Source organism: Bacillus sp. A01H (genome assembly GCF_045277205.1).
GTDB classification, from domain to species: Bacteria; Bacillota; Bacilli; order Bacillales; family Bacillaceae_G; genus Bacillus_A; species Bacillus_A paranthracis.
Window position 1 is genome coordinate 190,947 of the sequence record NZ_CP117703.1, and the last position, 18,251, is coordinate 209,197.

The following is an 18,251-nucleotide window of genomic DNA, read 5'->3' on the forward strand; positions in this document are numbered from 1 at the left end:
CGTTTGATACGAAATATATTTATGCTCCTAGTTTAGGCAAATAAAATTGAATGTTAGATCCGGTAGCATTGCTGTGTAACCACCCTTTATAAGCCCATGACCAAGGTTTTGTTTCCTCCTGATTGTATGTATTGAAGGTACCATTTTCAAATACATACACATTGTAATTTGTGCCGTTATAATGTAACTTTGCATGGAATTTTATACCTTGAAAATGATGTTGAAATTTAGAATCTGCTGTAAATACCATCACATTGTAACGGTTCTTTGCAAAAATAAATGTCTGATCTGTCATTTCTCTTGTTATATTTTGAAATGTAGCATGTTGTAATAAACCATTCATTTTTTCAGCTATCCCTAACGTGTCTACTGATACTGTTAAATTCCATTTCATCATCGTGGATTGTGTTTGACCGTATCCTGATGAATGGGAGCTCCATTCATTTGTAGAAGGTTGTATGTAGATCTGCTCAGCTTTTATGGAGGCTGCACTTGCATGGAGTGGTATCATTCCTAAGCTACTTCCTCCAATCGCACCTGTTACTAAAAGGCTTGTTATGTTTTTTAATACTTTCACGAAAAACATCCTCCTTATTTTTGGTAATGAAAGAACAGGTTTAGTATATAAGAAAAAAGTAGTGATTTATACAATGAGTAGGTTGAGAAATATAGGTGGGCAACTATTTCTCTTGTTAATTGTTTGGTACAGTCGGGCATAGTTAAAAAGATTCATGCAGTGTTACGATAATAGGTTCCTATTAAACTAATAGCTTTTGTATCTCTTCCGTATATGTAAAATTCATATAATGAATTATAGTATATCTAACTAATTGGTTGGGATATATAAGTGCTATTTTGATTCGGTAATTCTAATCCTCAGATCATTATACTTATCACATCTCACTTACAGTTTATCCGGCTCTGGTGCAAAAACTTCAGGCCGCTTGCAAATACTCGCTCAAACTTGGACATACTGATACTAGTATTCTTAAAAAGGTGTGTGATTAGTATGGAAAAGGAAACTTTATTTAAATGGAAGCATTATCAACCAGATATTATTTTGTTAACTGTGCGCTGGTACCTACGGTACAATCTCAATTTTCGTGATTTGGTAGAAAGGATGGAGGAAAGAGGGAATATTCCTGGCTCGTACAACGATTATGCGTTGGGCCATTGACCCGGTCAAGAAGTAGGACTTAAATCTCATTTATTTTTGCAAGAGTAGAAGCCATGCATATGAGAAAAAAGAACAGATTGATTTACGAGATCAGTCTGTTCAAACTCAAAAACAATTCATTCATCAATTATTTGGATTAACAGCGTAACGAACGATTTCGGTAGGACTCTTCATTGTTTTTTGGAATGTATCCTTTATTTGCACTAGAACTAGAAATAGCGCTGTTCTCTTTTAAAATATCTCACCAACAATTCTACTTATTTTCTTTTTTGAAAGTATAGATTACTTCCTTTGGAAAACTTTGCAACAGGAGTAAAATTAACCATGTCTAGGCCCTATCTTTTTTAACTTTTATGATAGCAAATATCTTAAAATTACTTTTGTCCTTTTGAAAAGGTCTTTTTTCTTCTGTGTTACATGTATAGTTTATTTTATATTTATAGTGAACATAGAAAATAATTCACCAAATCTACTATTTGAGGGGGATATACATATGAAAGCCTATAAAAGGTTAGCAACGTTAGCTCCAATGGCAGTGTTAAGTACTTCAATTTTTTGCTCGCCTGCGATGACATTTGCCGCTGAAAAAACGACAATCACTAAACAAACAGCGGTTCAACAAAATGTAGTACAGAAAGGCCGTACAATTCAAGGATATTTGATTAAAAACGGTAAAAAAACGCCCATATATAAAGAGAGTATTATAAACAATCAAACTGCGCAATCAAATGATGCTCCATATCCACAACTTTCATCAAATCCGAATGATGCTATTCCAATTACAGGTGCAACTCATTCTGAAAATGGAAGTATAGGTTCGGTTTTATACTTTTCTAAAGCTCCCTTTTATTTTTCCTTAGATATAAAGCTTACTAATCTTTATATAGAAAAAAATAATGATGGAACTATTACAAGAGGAAAATATGACCCTAAGACTTTAAAAAGAACACCGCTAAGCGGTACCATGAGTAGTGGCGACCCTGATTATGCTAGGTTTAATGCTTATTTTAAGGGGACAACTACTACAAGAGATACTTTCTTTAGTAAAATCGGTTCCGGTGTGGTACCCAAAAATTCATCGTATACATTTAGTCAAGCAGTAACATCAGGATTAACAACAGCAGATGCCATCGGTGGTGCAGTGACATTGGGATATACAATGTCTTTAACTGAAGGTGGAGGAATATTCCCAGCTGCAGCATCGGAAGAATTTAGTTCTCAATTAACGGCAAGTTATGAGCACACAATTACGGTTTCTAGTGAGGTAACCAATACACAGACGTTAGGTATTCCGCAGGCTGCTGATTCGTATCAATATGATAAATATGCAGCAGCCGTGTATCAATTACGATCAAAATATAAAATGAATCCTAGTGCAAAATTAAGAGAAGATTTAGCAAATGGTACAGTAGTTCTTGATACAAGAGCACAGTCTTTCCAATATGATGATTCTACTTTATATCTTGCTGTGACTCCAGGCGCTGGAATCTAAGGAAAAACAAAAGAACACCAATTAGCGTTCTTTTGTCCAGAGTGTTGTGAAACCCTTTAGGGTTTCCAACACTCTGGAATATTTTTTGATTTTACTGAAAGAAAACCATATAAAATCATAGACTTTATAAAAATAGCCCGCCACCGGAACCTTTTTGGTTAGATGGAGGGCTATTTTTTCATGTTTTATAAGTTGTGGTGATGACAAGCTTGCATTTGGACAGACTTCAGCCCTCGAAACCGGTCATATCGGTAATCATGTAGTTCTTTGGGATCCGCAAAGCTTCGTTCTATAGTTGAACAACGTATACAGTCTTTTCCCTGTAGATGTGAGCTTGTTTTTGCTAGCGATATCTTTATATTTCTCCCATATATGATGAGTAATACCTTTTTGTTTCTTCGGAAAGTAGACTTCACGTAGCGGACAAACAGCGCAGTCTTCTGGATTTTATTTGCATTGACGATATCCTTCACGATCCGTTGTCGCATACTCTTAAATACATCCCATCGGACAAGCGAATACGTTCATTTCTTCTACATTTTTAAATTTATTCTGTAAAAAATATTTTGCTATCTGTGATGCTATTACGATTAAATTTATTTATTCTCTTTTGAATTTGTGCAGGAAGGTTAGAATACCCACCAGGATATATAGAGCTTATTATAAGGAACTGGTTTATTTGTAAAGGACACAAGTGTAACAAGTCGAAAAATTCAGAATATGATATTTGAGATTCAAAATATACATCTAGAAATTCACAATTTTGGATGGGATATATGAAAGGGAGGAGAGGAAAGTATGTCTCAAGCAAATATACCTAATATTACTCCGAATATTAGTATAGATCGAGATGATGCATTGAATTTATTATTGGCTTCTATTGCACTAGAAGAACTAGGATTAGCTCATATTATAAATGCAGAGGGTGAAAAATTACAATACGCATTAGGAACTCTAACTGGGATAACAGGTCCAGGTCCTACAATACCAGACTTACTCAATGTAAATAAAAGTGTTCAGGATATGCTGGATTCTGCGATAAAAGCTGAAATGCTTTTAGACTCAAAATTAAAAAAAGTAATCGATCTAATGAATCAACCACAATGCCGTACAGAAGAGGTTTGTTTACCAATTCGTCATCTATGTGATGGAAACCCATTCCCTATTTTTTCGGCAGGAACGTCGCCAAGTTATAACGGATCGGTTACAGTTACAAACACAAGTATTTCTTGTAATATGATTATTACTATCACAGACGTAACAGGTACAAACTCCCATACAATTAATCCAGATTCTTCTTTTTCTACTGTATTAAATCAAGTAACTCTCGTGACAGGTCAATGTTCTTGTATAGGAAATTCTTGTAATAATAAATATTGTATTGGTGTATTTGAAGGAACATTTAATCTGCAAGGTGGTTGTTGAGTTTTCTAAAAATCAATATATATTTATACAATAAAAAGAAACTTATAAACAAAGAAATATCCAATAAAAAAGATTCTAATTAGATTTATAATTAAAATCCATTATTAAATAGATGTATGTAGCTACAAAGCTAAAAATGTATTCATATAACATATATTTTTTAAAAGGAGAATAATTATGCCATTGGTAAATCGTTTTCATACCATTGACCACGGAGCTATTACATTTACAGGAAATACATTAGGATTAAGTCCTGTTCAACCAGAACCTAATATTGATACACTGGGTATCTTTACATCAGTGAATACTTCGCTACAAGTATCTGGTTATCCACAAGGAACCACACAAGATTGGCAACAAAATTCTTCAAGTGCGATATTATCGATCCCTCCAGAAAGTGAAATTTTATATGCCGAATTACTCTGGGGGGGAACATGTAAAACAGATTTGCAAGATTCTTCAGCATATGTTAATGACCCCATCACCTTGATAACACCATCAGGACAGACACTTTCTATTATTCAAGATCCAGATACTGCGGAGACATATATAGGTGGTACACAAGGTTCCTATTTACGTTCCGCCATTATAACGGAGATTATAAACACTGAACAATCTGGCTCTTATACTGTTACAAGTGTTCCCGGTGTATATATGGCTAGAAATCAAATCGATCGCACACTCGGATGGACACTACAAGTCGTATACAAAAACTCTTCTCTGCCACTTCAAAGTTTGGCTACATATGTAGGATTTGTAAACATATCTAGCCAAGGAAGAGGAACGGATGTTACAATTACAGGATTCAAAACTCCTCCTACTGGCCCCGTGTCTGGTAGAGTGTTAGTGACCGCATTAGAAGGAGATTCGTGTATAGAGGGAGATCAACTTCGTATAGGAGGAACAGCGAGTTCAACTATTCCTCTTTCTGGCCCGCAAAATCCAGTGAATAATTTTTTTGGGTCTCAAATTTGTAACGATCAAGGAGAATTAGATAGCTCAGGAACTTTTGGAACTCTCAATCAGCCCTTAGGAGGCAATTGTCAACCTATTAGAAGACAAGGCTGGGATATTACAAATATTGATGCTTCTAGTGGGCTGACAAATAATCAGTCTTCTGCGGTGTTACGTTTTACAACAGCTGGCGATGGTTACTCAGTCCTAGGGTTTGCTATTGAATTTATAAGTTTAGGTTTAGACCTTACAGTAAATAAACATGTTGATGCTGAAACTGCATGTCCAGGAAATATATTAACTTATACAGTTCAAATTCAAAATCAGAATGAGTCATCTGCAACAAATATTATTTTTCGCGATACCATTCCAAATGGAACTGTTTTTATTCCTAATAGCATAAAAATAAATGGAACTCCTATTTCAGGTAGTCCTACTGATGGAATACTAATTGGAGATATTTGTCCCGATCAGGTTTCAATAGTAACATTTCAAGTTCAAATTGAAGATACTACCGCATCTATTATTAGTAATACCGCTACAGTTAAAGGCGATAATATTGATGAAATTTCATCCAATAATGTAACAACATATATTACTAACGCTCATCTAACACTTGAAAAAGAAGCAGATGTTGGTGCTATTAAATGTGGTGATACTATCACATATACTTTATCTATTACTAATGATGGTCCAGATGACATAAAGGAATTAAATATATTAGATACCATCGATCCTAAAACGACATTTATTTCTGGAAGTCTTACAATAGATGGAATTGCTCAATCAAATGTAGATCTTAATACCGGTATTTTAATAAAAGATATAGCGATTGAAACAACAACTATAATTCAATTTAAAGTGGTCGTAAATCCAAATACAAGCGGTTGGATCTTTAATCGTGCAGAGGCAATGTTTTGTGGAGCGAATATAGTTACAAGTAACCAAACACGTGTGAAAATATGTAAATGTTAGTTAACAAATATTTTAGAAATACTATTACAAGGAAATAATGTATTTCAAATAGCAATGTGGAGTTCTATCGGCATGGTTCTTTGTACTGTAAATCCAAATGATTGATAAATACTTTTTTGTTTTTTGAACAAACTGATTAGTCTCATTTAAATTTTGATTTTTTTATTCATCAAAATGTGTGAAATATTTGTATTAAAACCAGCCTAATAGGAGCTTTTTATATAAATTATCTCTTTCAGAGAATACGTATAAATCTTTTTAACTGAATACCTAAATTAGTATTACTGCCATCTATATTTAATCTTGCACAGTAACTATACTAAGATGCTCCCCATATATTCAGAGCATCTTAGTATTATAGGCGGTTATCTCCTTTTTTATCTTCTGGATTATCCCTTCTAATCTAATACAAAACTCCCCTTTTAAGCTTTGGGTTTTTTAAAATTTTATAATCATATTATATAAAACTGAGTCTGATCCATACTGGAAGTACCTATCATATATTCCTTCGACATACATATGATATTTTAACGAATTTCCGGAAAGAATTCTCCTTCCTCAAGCGTGTGAAGGGCGTAGCCCAACGGTAGGTGGGAGATGAATTTCGGTTTGGCGTAGCCAAAAGGTTTTCCTTTTTATTTTGCCTCTGATATAATCAGTCTTATAAATGATAAAGGTTGGTATATAAATGAAATTAGATGGTAATAACCATTCAGTATTCTTGTTGTATTATCACCTTGTGTTGGTCGTGAAATACAGAAGAAATGTGTTTGATGATGATATGTCAGACTATGCAAAAGATATGTTTGTTCGACTATCTGAAAACTATAACATCACATTAGTTGAATGGAATCATGATGTAGACCATGTTCATATTTTGTTCAAGGCACACCCTAATACAGAAATGACAAAATTCATCAATGCTTATAAAAGTGCAAGTTCTCGACTTATTAAAAGAGACTTTCCACAAGTGAAAAAGAAATTTTGGAAAGAGATGTTTTGGTCAAGAAGTTTTTGCTTGCTAACTACTGGTGGTTCGCCAATAGACGTAGTAAAAACATATATTGAAAATCAAAGTGAAAAGTGAGGTGAAATGATATGACAAAGCAGAATAAAGCATATAAATTCCGTTTGTATCCAACAGAAGACCAAGCACATCTTATGCGTAAAATCTTCGGTTGTGTACGTTTCGTGTATAACAGAATGTTAGCTGAACGGAAAGAAGCGTATGAAAAACATAAAAATGATAAGGAGCAACTAAAGAAACAAAAGCTTCCCACTCCTGCGAAATACAAAGTAGAATTTGAGTGGTTAAAAGAAGTTGATTCATTAGCTTTGGCAAATGCTCAACTAAACTTGCAAACTGCCTATAAAAATTTCTTTCGTGGTCAAAATGACTTCCCAACATTTAAAAGCAAAAAAGACAGAAAGTCTTATACAATGAATGTAGTGAACGGAAATATTATGTTGCTTAACGGTCATATCAAATTGCCAAAACTGAAAATGGTACGTATCAAACAGCATAGAGAAATACCACAAGGCCATATAATCAAGTCATGTACGATTTCTATGACACCTATTGGTAAATACTATGTGTCCATTTTGACTGAATACGAAAAAGAGATCGTACAAAAAAAGTAGAAACAGTTGTTGGATTAGACTTTGCGATGGATCAATTATACGTCAGTTCTGAGGATGAGAGAGCCAATTATCCTAAGTTCTATCGTGAAATGTTAGACCGATTAGCAAAGGCTCAACGAGTATTATCAAGACGTACAAAAGGTTCAGGGCGTTGGAATAAACAACGTATCCGTGTAGCTAAGCTGCATGAAAAAGTAGCAAACCAACGTAAGAACTTTCTTCATCATAAGTCTAAAGAGTTAGCTACTCATTTTGATGTTGTAGCTATTGAAGATCTAAATATGAAGGGAATATCGCAAGCACTTCATTTTGAAAAAAGCGTCGCTGATAATGCTTGGGGTATGTTCACTTCTTTCTCAGCTTATAAACTAAATGAACAAGGCAAACAGCTTGTGAAAATAGACAAATGGTTTCCTTCCACAAAAACATGTAGCAGTTGTGGAAATGTGAAAAATATGTCATTGTCTGAACGAGTCTATTCTTGTATATGCGGTGTAAATCTCGATAGAGATTATAACGCAGTTATCAATATCAAAAATGAAGCAATACGCCTATTGGCGTTAGCATAGATAGCAATAAAATAACCCTTGGAACAAGGTAGTTAGCTCGGCTGTCTTAGGACGAATTCGTTAGCTACCAAAAGTAACGACTAACCGAGAAGCCCCCCTTCAAACAGTCCGTTAGGACGTTAAGTGGCGGGTAGTTCACATCCTTACTTGCTGTAATATTCCTTTTTAAACTTATCCTCAGATAAAATAATACTAATCATTCTATTTTATAGTTTTTATGAATATATTTTTAATATCTCCTTCTCAGGAGAGTTCCCATATTTCAGTCACCTTCGAAGTTGAGCAAGTATCCTCTACAAACTTGTTCAACTTTGATTCTGTTCACTAAATTAACTTGAAATAGATAAGAAATATACTCAAATATGCGAAAATCAGGTATCAATAACATATTAACAACAAAAAACTGTAATAGTGCCTACTAATGGATACATTTTAGCCATGGATGAGAATATTATAATTAATAAATCATCGGACAATATCCCATTAGCTTCAAAATTCATGAGATAAACAGTCTATCTTTAACCACAAGTAAGAGTATTTAATAATGGCTAAAATACTCTTACATTTTATATATACAATTCATTTCTAAAACCCTAACTTTGTTATCTGGAAGCAGATTTGAAAAGAGGTATATAATGGGTGATTATAGCTTATTTCAAACAGATTCATCTTATATTTCTATGAAAGTAAATATTCTTTTTTATATTGAACAACATTGTTTATTATTAAGAAATATATTATCTTATCATAAATTATTTTGTGAAGCAAATACACGAATAATATACAATACTATTTATGAATCTCTATGTTTTTTTTGTAGTTTATTCAATAGTATGCTTCTGAATTCTGCTAGTATTAATAAAACATACGAGTTAAACTATTCTATTAATGCTAAAAGCATATGTTTATTAAAAAATATTAAAAAGTGTTTTGAATATATATATATATATATTCAAAACACTAAAAAAATAGGGTCTCAATATAAAAAAAAATATACTCTATTACTTCAATCTTTATTAAAACATCCTTTATTTTTTATAGCATATTCTCAAAAAAATAATCAACGAATAGAAGCACCATGGCTGAATCCTAATATATTTAATAGAAACTTCTTTTAAAGAAACACTTTCTATGCAGGTATTTAAAAATCAAAATTATATTATATTACGTAATTCGGATCAATCGCTGTATTTATCTGATTTTTTTGTAGTTATGTGCAAAAATTTAATTATTCTCGAACATGGAGAAGCAAGTCTAGAATCTATTACTTGAAAAGTAATTACTTTTCAATAATTATTTACATCTTGTAAAAAGAAAGACCAACTTATAACAAGATACTAACTAATGATTTTTATAATACAATATATTTGAAGATGAGGTTTAACCATTCTTATATATATCTATAATACATGTGAAGTCTATAAATACGGATTAATATTTTTTAGTATAAAAATATGATAGGAGGAAAAAGATTGAAAGAAACTACCATTACACTCTGTATGATAGTTAAAAATGAAGAATATACACTTGAAAGATGTCTAAATAGCGTTAAAAATTTAGTGGATGAAATTATTATTGTCGATACAGGAAGTGATGATCGCACTATTTCTATTTGCAAAATGTACACGCAGAATATTTACCATTTTAAATGGATTTTTGATTTTTCTGCCGCCCGCAATTTTAGCATCAGCTTAGCTCGAGGTACATGGATATTATGGCTAGATGCTGATGAAAAATTATCTCAAACCAACTTTAAGGAACTTAAGCATATCTTAGCTACAACAGAAAACAACCTTTTTTTAATTCCTATCTTAAATTATGTAGGTAATCAAATTAATAAAAATAATGTTTATCAAATTTTTCAACCAAGAATTTTCCGAAAAGATGCTGAATTTAAGTTTCACAACAAGATTCACGAAACATTAAATGTCCCATTAGATAAATATTCCTATGGTATTTTGGATGCACAGATAAAACATTATGGATACCTTGAATCACACGTAAAGAAAAAAAAGAAATATCAAAGAAATTTAGAAATATTAAAAAAAGAGGCGGAAAATTCAAACAATAATCCGTGGATAAATTATCACATATCATCTGAATACTACAATTTACAGAATCATAAAGCCGCACTAGATTATATTAATAGTGCCATTTTAAAATTCATTTCTATGGGAATTGTGCCTCCTTCAATGGCATATAGATTAAAGTATACCATTATTCTTGAATTAAATGATATAGATAACAATTGGTCTAATATCGATTATGCGATTTTTTTATATCCTGATTACGTAGATCTCTATTTTTTAAAAGCTAGCTTATTATTTCGCGTACAAAAATATCAAGATGCAATTAACTGTTTAAAAAACTGCTTACAGTTAGGTGAAGATAATCCTAAATATTTAATTTTAAAGGGAACAGGTAGTTTTAGGGCTAAAAATTTATGGAAGCGCTGTTTAAAGAAACTAAAAAAATAATAATACCCATTATTTCAATTTATCGCATAATATTTTAACAAGTTATTTCAAGTGATGCATTTCGACATGTATTTTCAATTATGATAGCAGAATAAGAAAATACAAATTTATATCATTTAATATAAATTCAAGATATGAAAATAGCCAAATGATAAATAATATTCAGAGGTTTTTGTGCAAATAAAGGATACATTCCAAAAAACAATGAGAATTTCTACCGGAATTGTTCTTTACGTTGTTAATCCAAATAATTGATGAATGAATTGTTTTTGAGTTTGAACAGATTGATCCCGTAAATCAATCTGTTCTTTTTTTCTCATATGCATGGCGTCTACTCCTGCAAGAATACCTGTAGCTGTGCGAAAAGAGTTAAGTCCTAACATAAAGTGTATACGTCTTTTCATGAAACGATGGTCTTGCTCTACGATGTGATTTAAATATTTTATCTGCCTGATTTGAATGCCTAATGGCATTTTTTTTCATTTCTTCAACCCGCTGATAGCAATGGGATAGGCGGGATTTTTATCAACTGTGATTACACGAGGTTTTAAAACATAAAAAAACGCAAAGCCTTCTTGAAGAATCGCTTTGCGGCCGTATGATTTCTGGATTTACTGAGATAAAAATCAATCGTGTTCTCTTCAGAAGCAACGGCACGATATAGGTACATCCATTGTCTTTTAACTTTTATGTACGTTTCATCTACTCTCCAGGAGTCATTCGTTTGTTTGAGATGACGTCGAATTCGCTTATCTAACTTTGGCCCATATTAATGGACCCAACGCATAATCGTTGCATGAGACAGAGATATTCCTCTTTCTACCATCATTTCTACTAAATCACGAAAACTGAGATTGTAACGTAGGTACCAGCACACAGTTAATAAAATAATATCCAGCTAATAGCGCTTCCATTTAAATGAAGCCTCCTTTTTCATACTAATCACACATCTTTTTAAGAATACTAGTATTAGCACGTCCAAGTTTAAGAGGGTATTTGCAAGTGGCCTGAAGTTTTTGCACTGGAGCCCTTATTGCTTCCTTTGTAAATATATTATACTGAACTTGTACAAACAACAAAATTGGTATACAATACAAAAAAGAGTTATTTTCAAATCATTCACTTTATTACAAAAGATGTTAGTAAGTCTCCATATTATTCTCTTATATAATAAACAATAGGAGCGGGTGAGATGCTTGGAAAAATCAGGTTTTGGTGATTCTACACAGTTGTTACAAAAAATTGATCAAAAAATGAAGGAAATTGAAGCTATACTTCACAATATTTCTGGATTTTTGGTTGTGGAAGACAAATACGAAGTTCACCGTATACTTCTAGAAGTATCACAACTGTTACTCACATTACAACAAGACCCTAAGATGGTACCATTAGCAAAAGGATTAAGTTTACAACTCCAAAACATACAAGAACAATGTAATATATTATTCGGATTTTAAAAAAATGAAAGGTTAATTAACTGAATTTTTAGACTTGCGTTAGGGTTATCCTTTCATTTTCCATCTGAAAGATTTCATATTGTTTGTCACGTACATAAAAATTTTATTTAATATATAAGTATTTGAAAATTTATTTTCTTTTTTGAACATATGTATTGCTTTCATGCCACATAAAGTAGATACAACTATTTGAGATGACTTAAATCTCTATATAGAACTACACATTTCGTAATAAAATGATAGTATTGATATATCATTTGAAGCTTTTATTTAGATTCAGTTGGGCATCTTATTTCTTTCTCTGATGTATAGAGCCATAAGGTTCAATCTATGCACTGATTTTAGTTTGTATTGATTTAGCTCTCAAAGCTTGCACTTTTAAATCTACATTACTTAGTATTTTTACATTTTGTTTTTCAAGGTCATCGGGGATGACTTTTTCATATTGTCTCCATATTAAACTTTAGGGTTCCTGAAAAATGAAGTTGGAGATGGTACACTAAACTGGACACTAAATTAAGAGAGAAAGGTGATTCAGTTTATGAGTAGAAAAGTCTATGATCGTCAATTTAAAATGGCTGCAGTTCAACTGGTACTGGAAGAAAATACATTTGTAAAAGAGGTTGCTAAAGGATTATCGATTCATTCTAATACTCTATATCGTTGGATAAATGAATATGGGGAAAGTGCGTTTCCAGGTCGTGGAAGCGCATTTTATCATTCTCAGTATGAAATGATAAAGCTCAAGTGGGAGAATGAAGAACTTGATTTACTAAAAAAGTTCCAGGTCTTCTTGAAGAAAAAGAATGTGTAAGGTTTTAATATTTAAAAGAAAATAAACACAAATATAACATCAAGAAGGCTTGTAAAACGTTAAACATCTCGCGGTCAGGTTACTATGAATAATTTCAGAGAAAACCTTCTAAAAGAGCTTTAGAGAACGCAGTGTTAAGTGAGGAAATACAACAAATATTTGAGGAGCATAAGGGACGGTATGGATCTTTAAGAATTACAAAAGTACTTGAAAAGAAAGGCATCAAGGTAAACCGCAAACGAGTAGGAAAACTGATGCGACAAAGACCACGTTCACTTGTTCTTAAATACACTACCAACACTTAGTCCTGCTGACACAATGGCAAAAATTAAAGGAGTGACATCAAAGCGTTTGAGAGGAGAGTTTCCTCATCTTCAACACTTGCCAAGTCTATGGACACGTTCCTATTTTGTTTCTACTGCTGGAAATGTATCGACTGAGACAATTAAACAGATGGAAAGCAATCGAGCTAAAAAAACAAGGATACACAAATAAAGAAATTATGGAACAATTAGGAATTAAAAATAAAGCACAGATTAAAACTTGGATGAAGTGGCATCGTGAAGGTGAAACGTATCGTTTTAGTCGCCCTGTAGGAAAACAAAGTACGCTACAAAAGGCTAGTGAAGAAGGTATAACTGAAATCGAGAAGCTTCAGATAGAGAATCGGAAATTAAAAATGCAACTAGATATTTTAAAAAAGTACCAAGAAATCGAGAGGTGTTGGTTAAAGAAGTAATTGTAGAAGTAGTAGAGTTAATGAAAGATGAGTACGCCATTAAAGAGATATGTATATTAATTGGTATACCTCGTTCTACTTATTATCGATGGAAAAATAAAGTGAAAGATGTAAAGGAAGCAAAATTAGAACAGGCGATTTTGACAATTTGTATGACAAATCACTTTCGATATGGACATCGAAAAGCTACTGCTTTATTGAAACAAAAATATAATTATCACCTAAATCGAAAAACTGTACAAAAAATAATGCAAAAGAAAAATTTACAATGTAGGGTTAAAAGAAAGAGAAGAACCTGGATCAATGGAGAAAGTAGAATTGTTGTAGAGAATCTCTTAAATAGAAACTTTCAAGCTAACAATCCAAATGAAAAATGGGTTACAGACAAGACGTAACACTCGTCTTAAGAACAGTTGAGAAGGCGATAAAACTGCAACAAAAGACTCAAATTATACTACATAGTGATCAAGGGGCCGTGTATACCTCCTACGCTTTCCAAACGTTATCTAAAAAAATGGCATTACCACAAGTATGTCCCGTAAAGGAATTTGTCATGATAATGCCGTAATAGAATCTTTTCATTCCTCATTGAAATCTGAATTGTTTTATTCCAAAGAAAAACAAATACATTCAACTTCTACTCTCAAACAACTCATTCACGATTACATTGAGTATTATAATACGGAACGTATTCAAGAAAAGTTAAACTACCTGTTTTTTGTCTCCTATAGAATACAAGAAACAGGTAGCATAGGTGTTTTTTTCATGTACCACTATTCAGGTTCACTTCAGCTCGCATTGTGGTTTTTTTGACCCCAATATCCCAGTTCTACTCTAGATTTAAATTAAGTGTTATACATATTTTCCTGATTTTTGACACGGAAATCTTCAAGTACTACTATCAGTAATCAGTTTTATAACTAAATAGTTTTTTAGTGGAACTTTCTATAAAGGGTCCTTTTTTTATCTTGTATATTTCAAGAAGGAAAATACACAAGCATAGCTAAATACTTATAGTGGTATCATACACCATTTTCCAGAACTATCGAAGATAAATCTAATGCATTATCTCAATGGAGAGGAAGTGATCCAATGGAATTAGAAAAAGTTGTACGCAAATATGAAACGAATTTATTACGTTTACCTTATGTTGTGGGAGTAGGAATGGGATTAGTACAAGGAAAAGAGGTAATTCAAGTATTTGTTTCTAAAAAAGTACCGCGTTCGCAATTAAAAAAAGAAGAACAAATACCGGCACAACTGGGAACATATTTTACGAAAATTATAGAAGTGGGGACTATTACAAATCATTACACGGGATAAGTGGGGAGTACTATGGGAAAAACTTCAAAGATAAAGAGATTAACGGTTCAGGAACAACAAGAAATTCAAAAAGTACAACAAAGCATAGAGAATGATTTTTTACAGTTTCGGAATGTTACGGTAGGTACACGAATAATGAAAGTGGGACGGACCACAAATCATACACATGGGGTTATCACTGCAGTGAATGCTACTGTAGATGTGAATTATGGAAGCGGTAGGGTTGCTCGATTTCGAGATCAAATTATCACAACCAACCTTTCTTCAGGAGGGGATTCTGGTTCTTTAATTATGACCAATGATGGTGTTGCAATTGGATTGTTATTTGCAGGTTCCTCCTCAGTTACAATTGCAAATCATATTGAACACATACAATCGCTACTTGGAATTGAAGTAGCAGAAACCATTTTATAAATGTTTTGTTGCTCCTGCGATATCTATTTGATATCTAATCGACATATCTTATATTAATTTTTGTCTTCCGACACAGATGAACAAAAATAATTCTCATATAATCTTTCTCAAATCTTTTACAATGATTCCAAATAAAAAGTACGCTTTGGTTGTTAAAATCAAGGCGTACCAATCAGGAGGATGAGCAAGCAAATGTTTACTAAGCAAGTACCCATATATTTATTATTCCGGAACATTATGGTGATGTATTATAATATTCTATAAAAATTTTCAAACTACAATTCTCATTCTTTTTTCAAAGGGAATTTGTCTTTTATTGAATCTATACTTCATAATTATTTTTTGAGGAGTGAACTTATTGACGGAGACACTAAGCTTATAAAATCTGTCTGTAGAAAAATAAATAACACGTCCTGAATATTAGAAATGATATTCTGCCAACAAAAAAATTACCACTAGTTTAGGCATATATAATGATAAACTATGCGTTTGTGCAAAAAACAGGCAATTAAAACACAAAGAACAAGAATTTCCAACCGAAAAAATAATCAAACATAAAGAGATAACACATACTAACCGGCATCCATCTTATATCGTCGAATCAACCTAAACCAAATTATTCTAATTTTAGCCCCAATTGAAGACAGATCCGTACTCCCATAATTCTTTCATCTCCACTATTCTGAGCTCAAATCCAAACAGTAACTGATTCATCAATTGTAATCCCTTGCTATTGTATTAGAAGAATCACATATATAGTATCAACTTTTTATTCAAATTGACAAAACATCCTCAAAATAAAAATAGAAATATGCACTTATCTTAAACTTTGTATAAAATATAGTTTTTGTCCGTATATATAAACAAATTAAGACAATTCATTTATTATATCAAATGATATATTTGATATAATAAATGAATTTTACAACATAAAGGAGCGAACAATATGTTATGTAAAAACTGTAAGTGTATAAAACTAAAACCATTATACGTTCAATATCCCAATTGGATATTAGTCTGTTCCATATGCGGATTTAGATATATAGAGCCTACTGAATCTCCTTTTGTATATTGATTTATAAAATTTAGAGAACTATCAGAGCTTAATTAAAAAAGTAAATTGAAACCCACCTAACAATTCCAATCTGAACGAATTTTTAAGTTAATTAGTTTTATACAAAAATATACTACGAATTTCGGGATATAGTATTAAAAACTTCCACTAGGTGCTGAAGTGCCCTCCGAAAACAGGATAACTATCAAGAAAAATTAAACCATTTGTCCCCTAAATTCTTTAGGGAACAAGTGGTTTAATTTTTCTTGAATTCGCACATGATTGTAGTAATGAATGTATTCTAGCACGATTTTTCGCATAGTTATGTTGGATACTTTTGTTATCTCTTGTGAATGGAAAGTTTCACTTTTCAAATGACCAAAGAAGCTTTCTATGACGATATTTTCATGGCAATTTTCTCTCCGGGACATGCTGGTGATAATACTATTTTCTTTGGCATACGCTTAAAATTACCTCGCTGTATAAAAACTTCCTTGAACTAAGCGAAGAAGGACACCTTTTACTTTTCGCTCTCTCATTACTTGTTTTAATGTCCTCATCGTTAATGGCATAACTAATAATTTCACGATTAAAGGCATCCATAATCGTTGATAAATACAAGGTACACTCTCCAAATAATAGGTACGTCACATCCGTAAATCACTTTTGATTTGGTGCAGATGCATCGAATTGGCGTTCCAATCGATGAGGGGCTACTACTGGCTCCGCACCACTGATATATTTCTTTTTCTTCCGACGAACTTTTGAGAGAATCTGATTTTATCTCATGATTCGTAATCCTTTTTTATGATTCACACACATAGCTCCATTTTTCGAAGCGTAGCGGTCACTCTTTGATATCCATATCGTAATTTATATCGAAGACAAACATCCTTTATTTTTCCTTCTGTCTCGGCTCTCAAGTCCTCTGTCCATTGAAACCAACGGTAAAATGTAGCACAGGCTATTTCTAATACATTGCACAATTCTTTTACCGTTAGTTTTGTTTTTAAATCGATCCATAAAGTAACTACAGTTTCCGGATTCAACTCTTTTCGATTTCCGGATACTTTCCACATATCAGTAATTTTATTTTTAACTGTTTATTTTCTAACCGTAGCTGTTCCAATTCATTTAACTCTTTTGGCCCTTTTCCATAAGAATATTGTTTTCTTACAGGTTGTTGAAAACGGTACGTTTGACCGGTCCGATACCACTGCTTAATTTGGGAAACATTTTTAATTCCAAGCTTCTCTATAATTGTCCGATTGAAATATCCATCCTTTTTTATGTACCACTATTCGGGTTCACTTCACAGTGCATTAGTGGAAGTTTTTTATACTATATCCCATTTTTAAAAATCCATTCTAAAATTGCCATAATGATTGCACCTATGACGATTCGTAAGATCCACGTAGTATTTATATTAATTTCTTCTAATTGTTTATTGATTATAGTAATATCTTTTTCATTTATTGTTGTTCGTATTTTTAAATCCTCTACATCTCTCATAATCTCTTTTGTTTCTAATTGTAGAGTCTTAGTTTATATATATATCTTCCATTCATTCACATCCTTTTTAATCAGTTTATATATTATGAGACAACCCTAAATCTTGTGAAATTAATTAAGTTAGGGTTCTAAACCTCCTATTTGAGACTCCCACGACTAAAGTCGCAAGCCCTACTCCTTACGGATTGACGAGTGGGATTCTCGAATGACTAAACGTTCGCAGTCCAT

General features: G+C 32.4%; 13 protein-coding genes and 8 pseudogenes. 16 read left to right on the plus strand and 5 right to left on the minus strand.

Translation table 11 applies throughout. The annotated features are described in order from the left end of the window. Positions 1 to 19 precede the first annotated feature (19 nt). Entirely contained in the window at positions 20 to 577 is a 558-nt protein-coding gene (locus PSR14_RS30320) for a hypothetical protein (protein WP_277561490.1), read from the minus strand. A gap of 432 nt (positions 578 to 1,009) precedes the next feature. Here PSR14_RS30320 and PSR14_RS30325 point away from each other — a divergent pair. Further along, positions 1,010 to 1,169: pseudogene (locus PSR14_RS30325) on the plus strand (IS6 family transposase); the annotation flags it as partial. A 501-nt stretch (positions 1,170 to 1,670) separates the two neighbouring features. After that, complete coding sequence (locus PSR14_RS30330) at positions 1,671 to 2,669, plus strand: hypothetical protein (RefSeq protein WP_098487632.1); 999 nt, start codon at positions 1,671 to 1,673, stop codon at positions 2,667 to 2,669. Between the two features lie 126 nt (positions 2,670 to 2,795). Here PSR14_RS30330 and PSR14_RS30335 read toward each other — a convergent pair. Then, positions 2,796 to 3,224 (minus strand): annotated as a pseudogene (locus tag PSR14_RS30335) (transposase); the annotation flags it as partial. A 243-nt stretch (positions 3,225 to 3,467) separates the two neighbouring features. Between PSR14_RS30335 and PSR14_RS30340 the strand changes: the two are divergent. The 5 genes and pseudogenes from PSR14_RS30340 (at position 3,468) to PSR14_RS30360 (ending at position 10,710) form a co-directional block, all read left to right on the plus strand. After that, positions 3,468 to 4,094, plus strand: a complete 627-nt coding sequence (locus PSR14_RS30340; protein ID WP_176543358.1) for a hypothetical protein — start codon at positions 3,468 to 3,470, stop codon at positions 4,092 to 4,094. A gap of 177 nt (positions 4,095 to 4,271) precedes the next feature. Then, positions 4,272 to 6,023, plus strand: a complete 1,752-nt coding sequence (locus PSR14_RS30345) for a hypothetical protein (RefSeq protein ID WP_262727044.1) — start codon at positions 4,272 to 4,274, stop codon at positions 6,021 to 6,023. 688 nt (positions 6,024 to 6,711) lie between these two features. Continuing rightward, positions 6,712 to 7,110 carry an IS200/IS605 family transposase gene (gene tnpA / locus PSR14_RS30350; RefSeq protein WP_392355903.1) on the plus strand — a complete coding sequence of 133 codons (399 nt, stop codon included), beginning with the start codon at positions 6,712 to 6,714 and terminating at the stop codon, positions 7,108 to 7,110. A gap of 11 nt (positions 7,111 to 7,121) precedes the next feature. After that, a pseudogene (locus PSR14_RS30355) lies at positions 7,122 to 8,233 on the plus strand (RNA-guided endonuclease TnpB family protein). Positions 8,234 to 9,705: 1,472 nt separating this feature from the next. Continuing rightward, on the plus strand, positions 9,706 to 10,710 hold the full coding sequence (locus tag PSR14_RS30360; RefSeq protein ID WP_277505762.1) for a glycosyltransferase family 2 protein: 1,005 nt from the start codon (positions 9,706 to 9,708) through the stop codon (positions 10,708 to 10,710). A gap of 162 nt (positions 10,711 to 10,872) precedes the next feature. On the opposite strand, the pseudogene PSR14_RS30365 reads toward PSR14_RS30360, so the two are convergent. After that, a pseudogene (locus PSR14_RS30365) lies at positions 10,873 to 11,608 on the minus strand (IS6 family transposase). 298 nt (positions 11,609 to 11,906) lie between these two features. On the opposite strand from PSR14_RS30365, the gene PSR14_RS30370 reads away from it, so the two are divergent. The 9 genes and pseudogenes from PSR14_RS30370 to PSR14_RS30410 form a co-directional block, all read left to right on the plus strand. After that, positions 11,907 to 12,167, plus strand: coding sequence for a hypothetical protein (locus tag PSR14_RS30370; RefSeq protein ID WP_277505760.1), 261 nt, complete (start codon positions 11,907 to 11,909; stop codon positions 12,165 to 12,167). Positions 12,168 to 12,708: 541 nt separating this feature from the next. Beyond that, positions 12,709 to 12,981: a transposase gene (locus PSR14_RS30375; protein WP_277505758.1), complete on the plus strand. Its 273-nt coding sequence runs from the start codon at positions 12,709 to 12,711 to the stop codon at positions 12,979 to 12,981. A gap of 131 nt (positions 12,982 to 13,112) precedes the next feature. After that, entirely contained in the window at positions 13,113 to 13,286 is a 174-nt protein-coding gene (locus PSR14_RS30380; protein WP_169509534.1) for an IS3 family transposase, read from the plus strand. Beyond that, positions 13,237 to 13,476, plus strand: a pseudogene (gene tnpA / locus PSR14_RS30385) (IS200/IS605 family transposase); the annotation flags it as partial. The gene PSR14_RS30380 and the pseudogene tnpA (PSR14_RS30385), both read left to right, overlap by 50 nt. After that, positions 13,391 to 13,720 carry a hypothetical protein gene (locus PSR14_RS30390; RefSeq protein ID WP_262727048.1) on the plus strand — a complete coding sequence of 110 codons (330 nt, stop codon included), beginning with the start codon at positions 13,391 to 13,393 and terminating at the stop codon, positions 13,718 to 13,720. The pseudogene tnpA (PSR14_RS30385) and the gene PSR14_RS30390, both read left to right, overlap by 86 nt. After that, positions 13,702 to 14,115 carry an IS3 family transposase gene (locus PSR14_RS30395; RefSeq protein ID WP_262727049.1) on the plus strand — a complete coding sequence of 138 codons (414 nt, stop codon included), beginning with the start codon at positions 13,702 to 13,704 and terminating at the stop codon, positions 14,113 to 14,115. The genes PSR14_RS30390 and PSR14_RS30395 overlap by 19 nt, the downstream gene beginning before the upstream one ends. A gap of 124 nt (positions 14,116 to 14,239) precedes the next feature. Next, positions 14,240 to 14,533 (plus strand): IS3 family transposase, encoded by a 294-nt coding sequence (locus tag PSR14_RS30400; protein WP_392355921.1) that lies wholly within the window; start codon positions 14,240 to 14,242, stop codon positions 14,531 to 14,533. Between the two features lie 279 nt (positions 14,534 to 14,812). Next, positions 14,813 to 15,043: a hypothetical protein gene (locus PSR14_RS30405; protein WP_262727050.1), complete on the plus strand. Its 231-nt coding sequence runs from the start codon at positions 14,813 to 14,815 to the stop codon at positions 15,041 to 15,043. A 108-nt stretch (positions 15,044 to 15,151) separates the two neighbouring features. Beyond that, positions 15,152 to 15,457, plus strand: a pseudogene (locus tag PSR14_RS30410) (hypothetical protein); the annotation flags it as partial. 1,269 nt (positions 15,458 to 16,726) lie between these two features. Here PSR14_RS30410 and PSR14_RS30415 read toward each other — a convergent pair. Beyond that, positions 16,727 to 17,802 (minus strand): annotated as a pseudogene (locus PSR14_RS30415) (IS3 family transposase). Positions 17,803 to 17,852: 50 nt separating this feature from the next. Beyond that, positions 17,853 to 18,075 (minus strand): annotated as a pseudogene (locus PSR14_RS30420) (hypothetical protein). Positions 18,076 to 18,251: the final 176 nt, after the last annotated feature.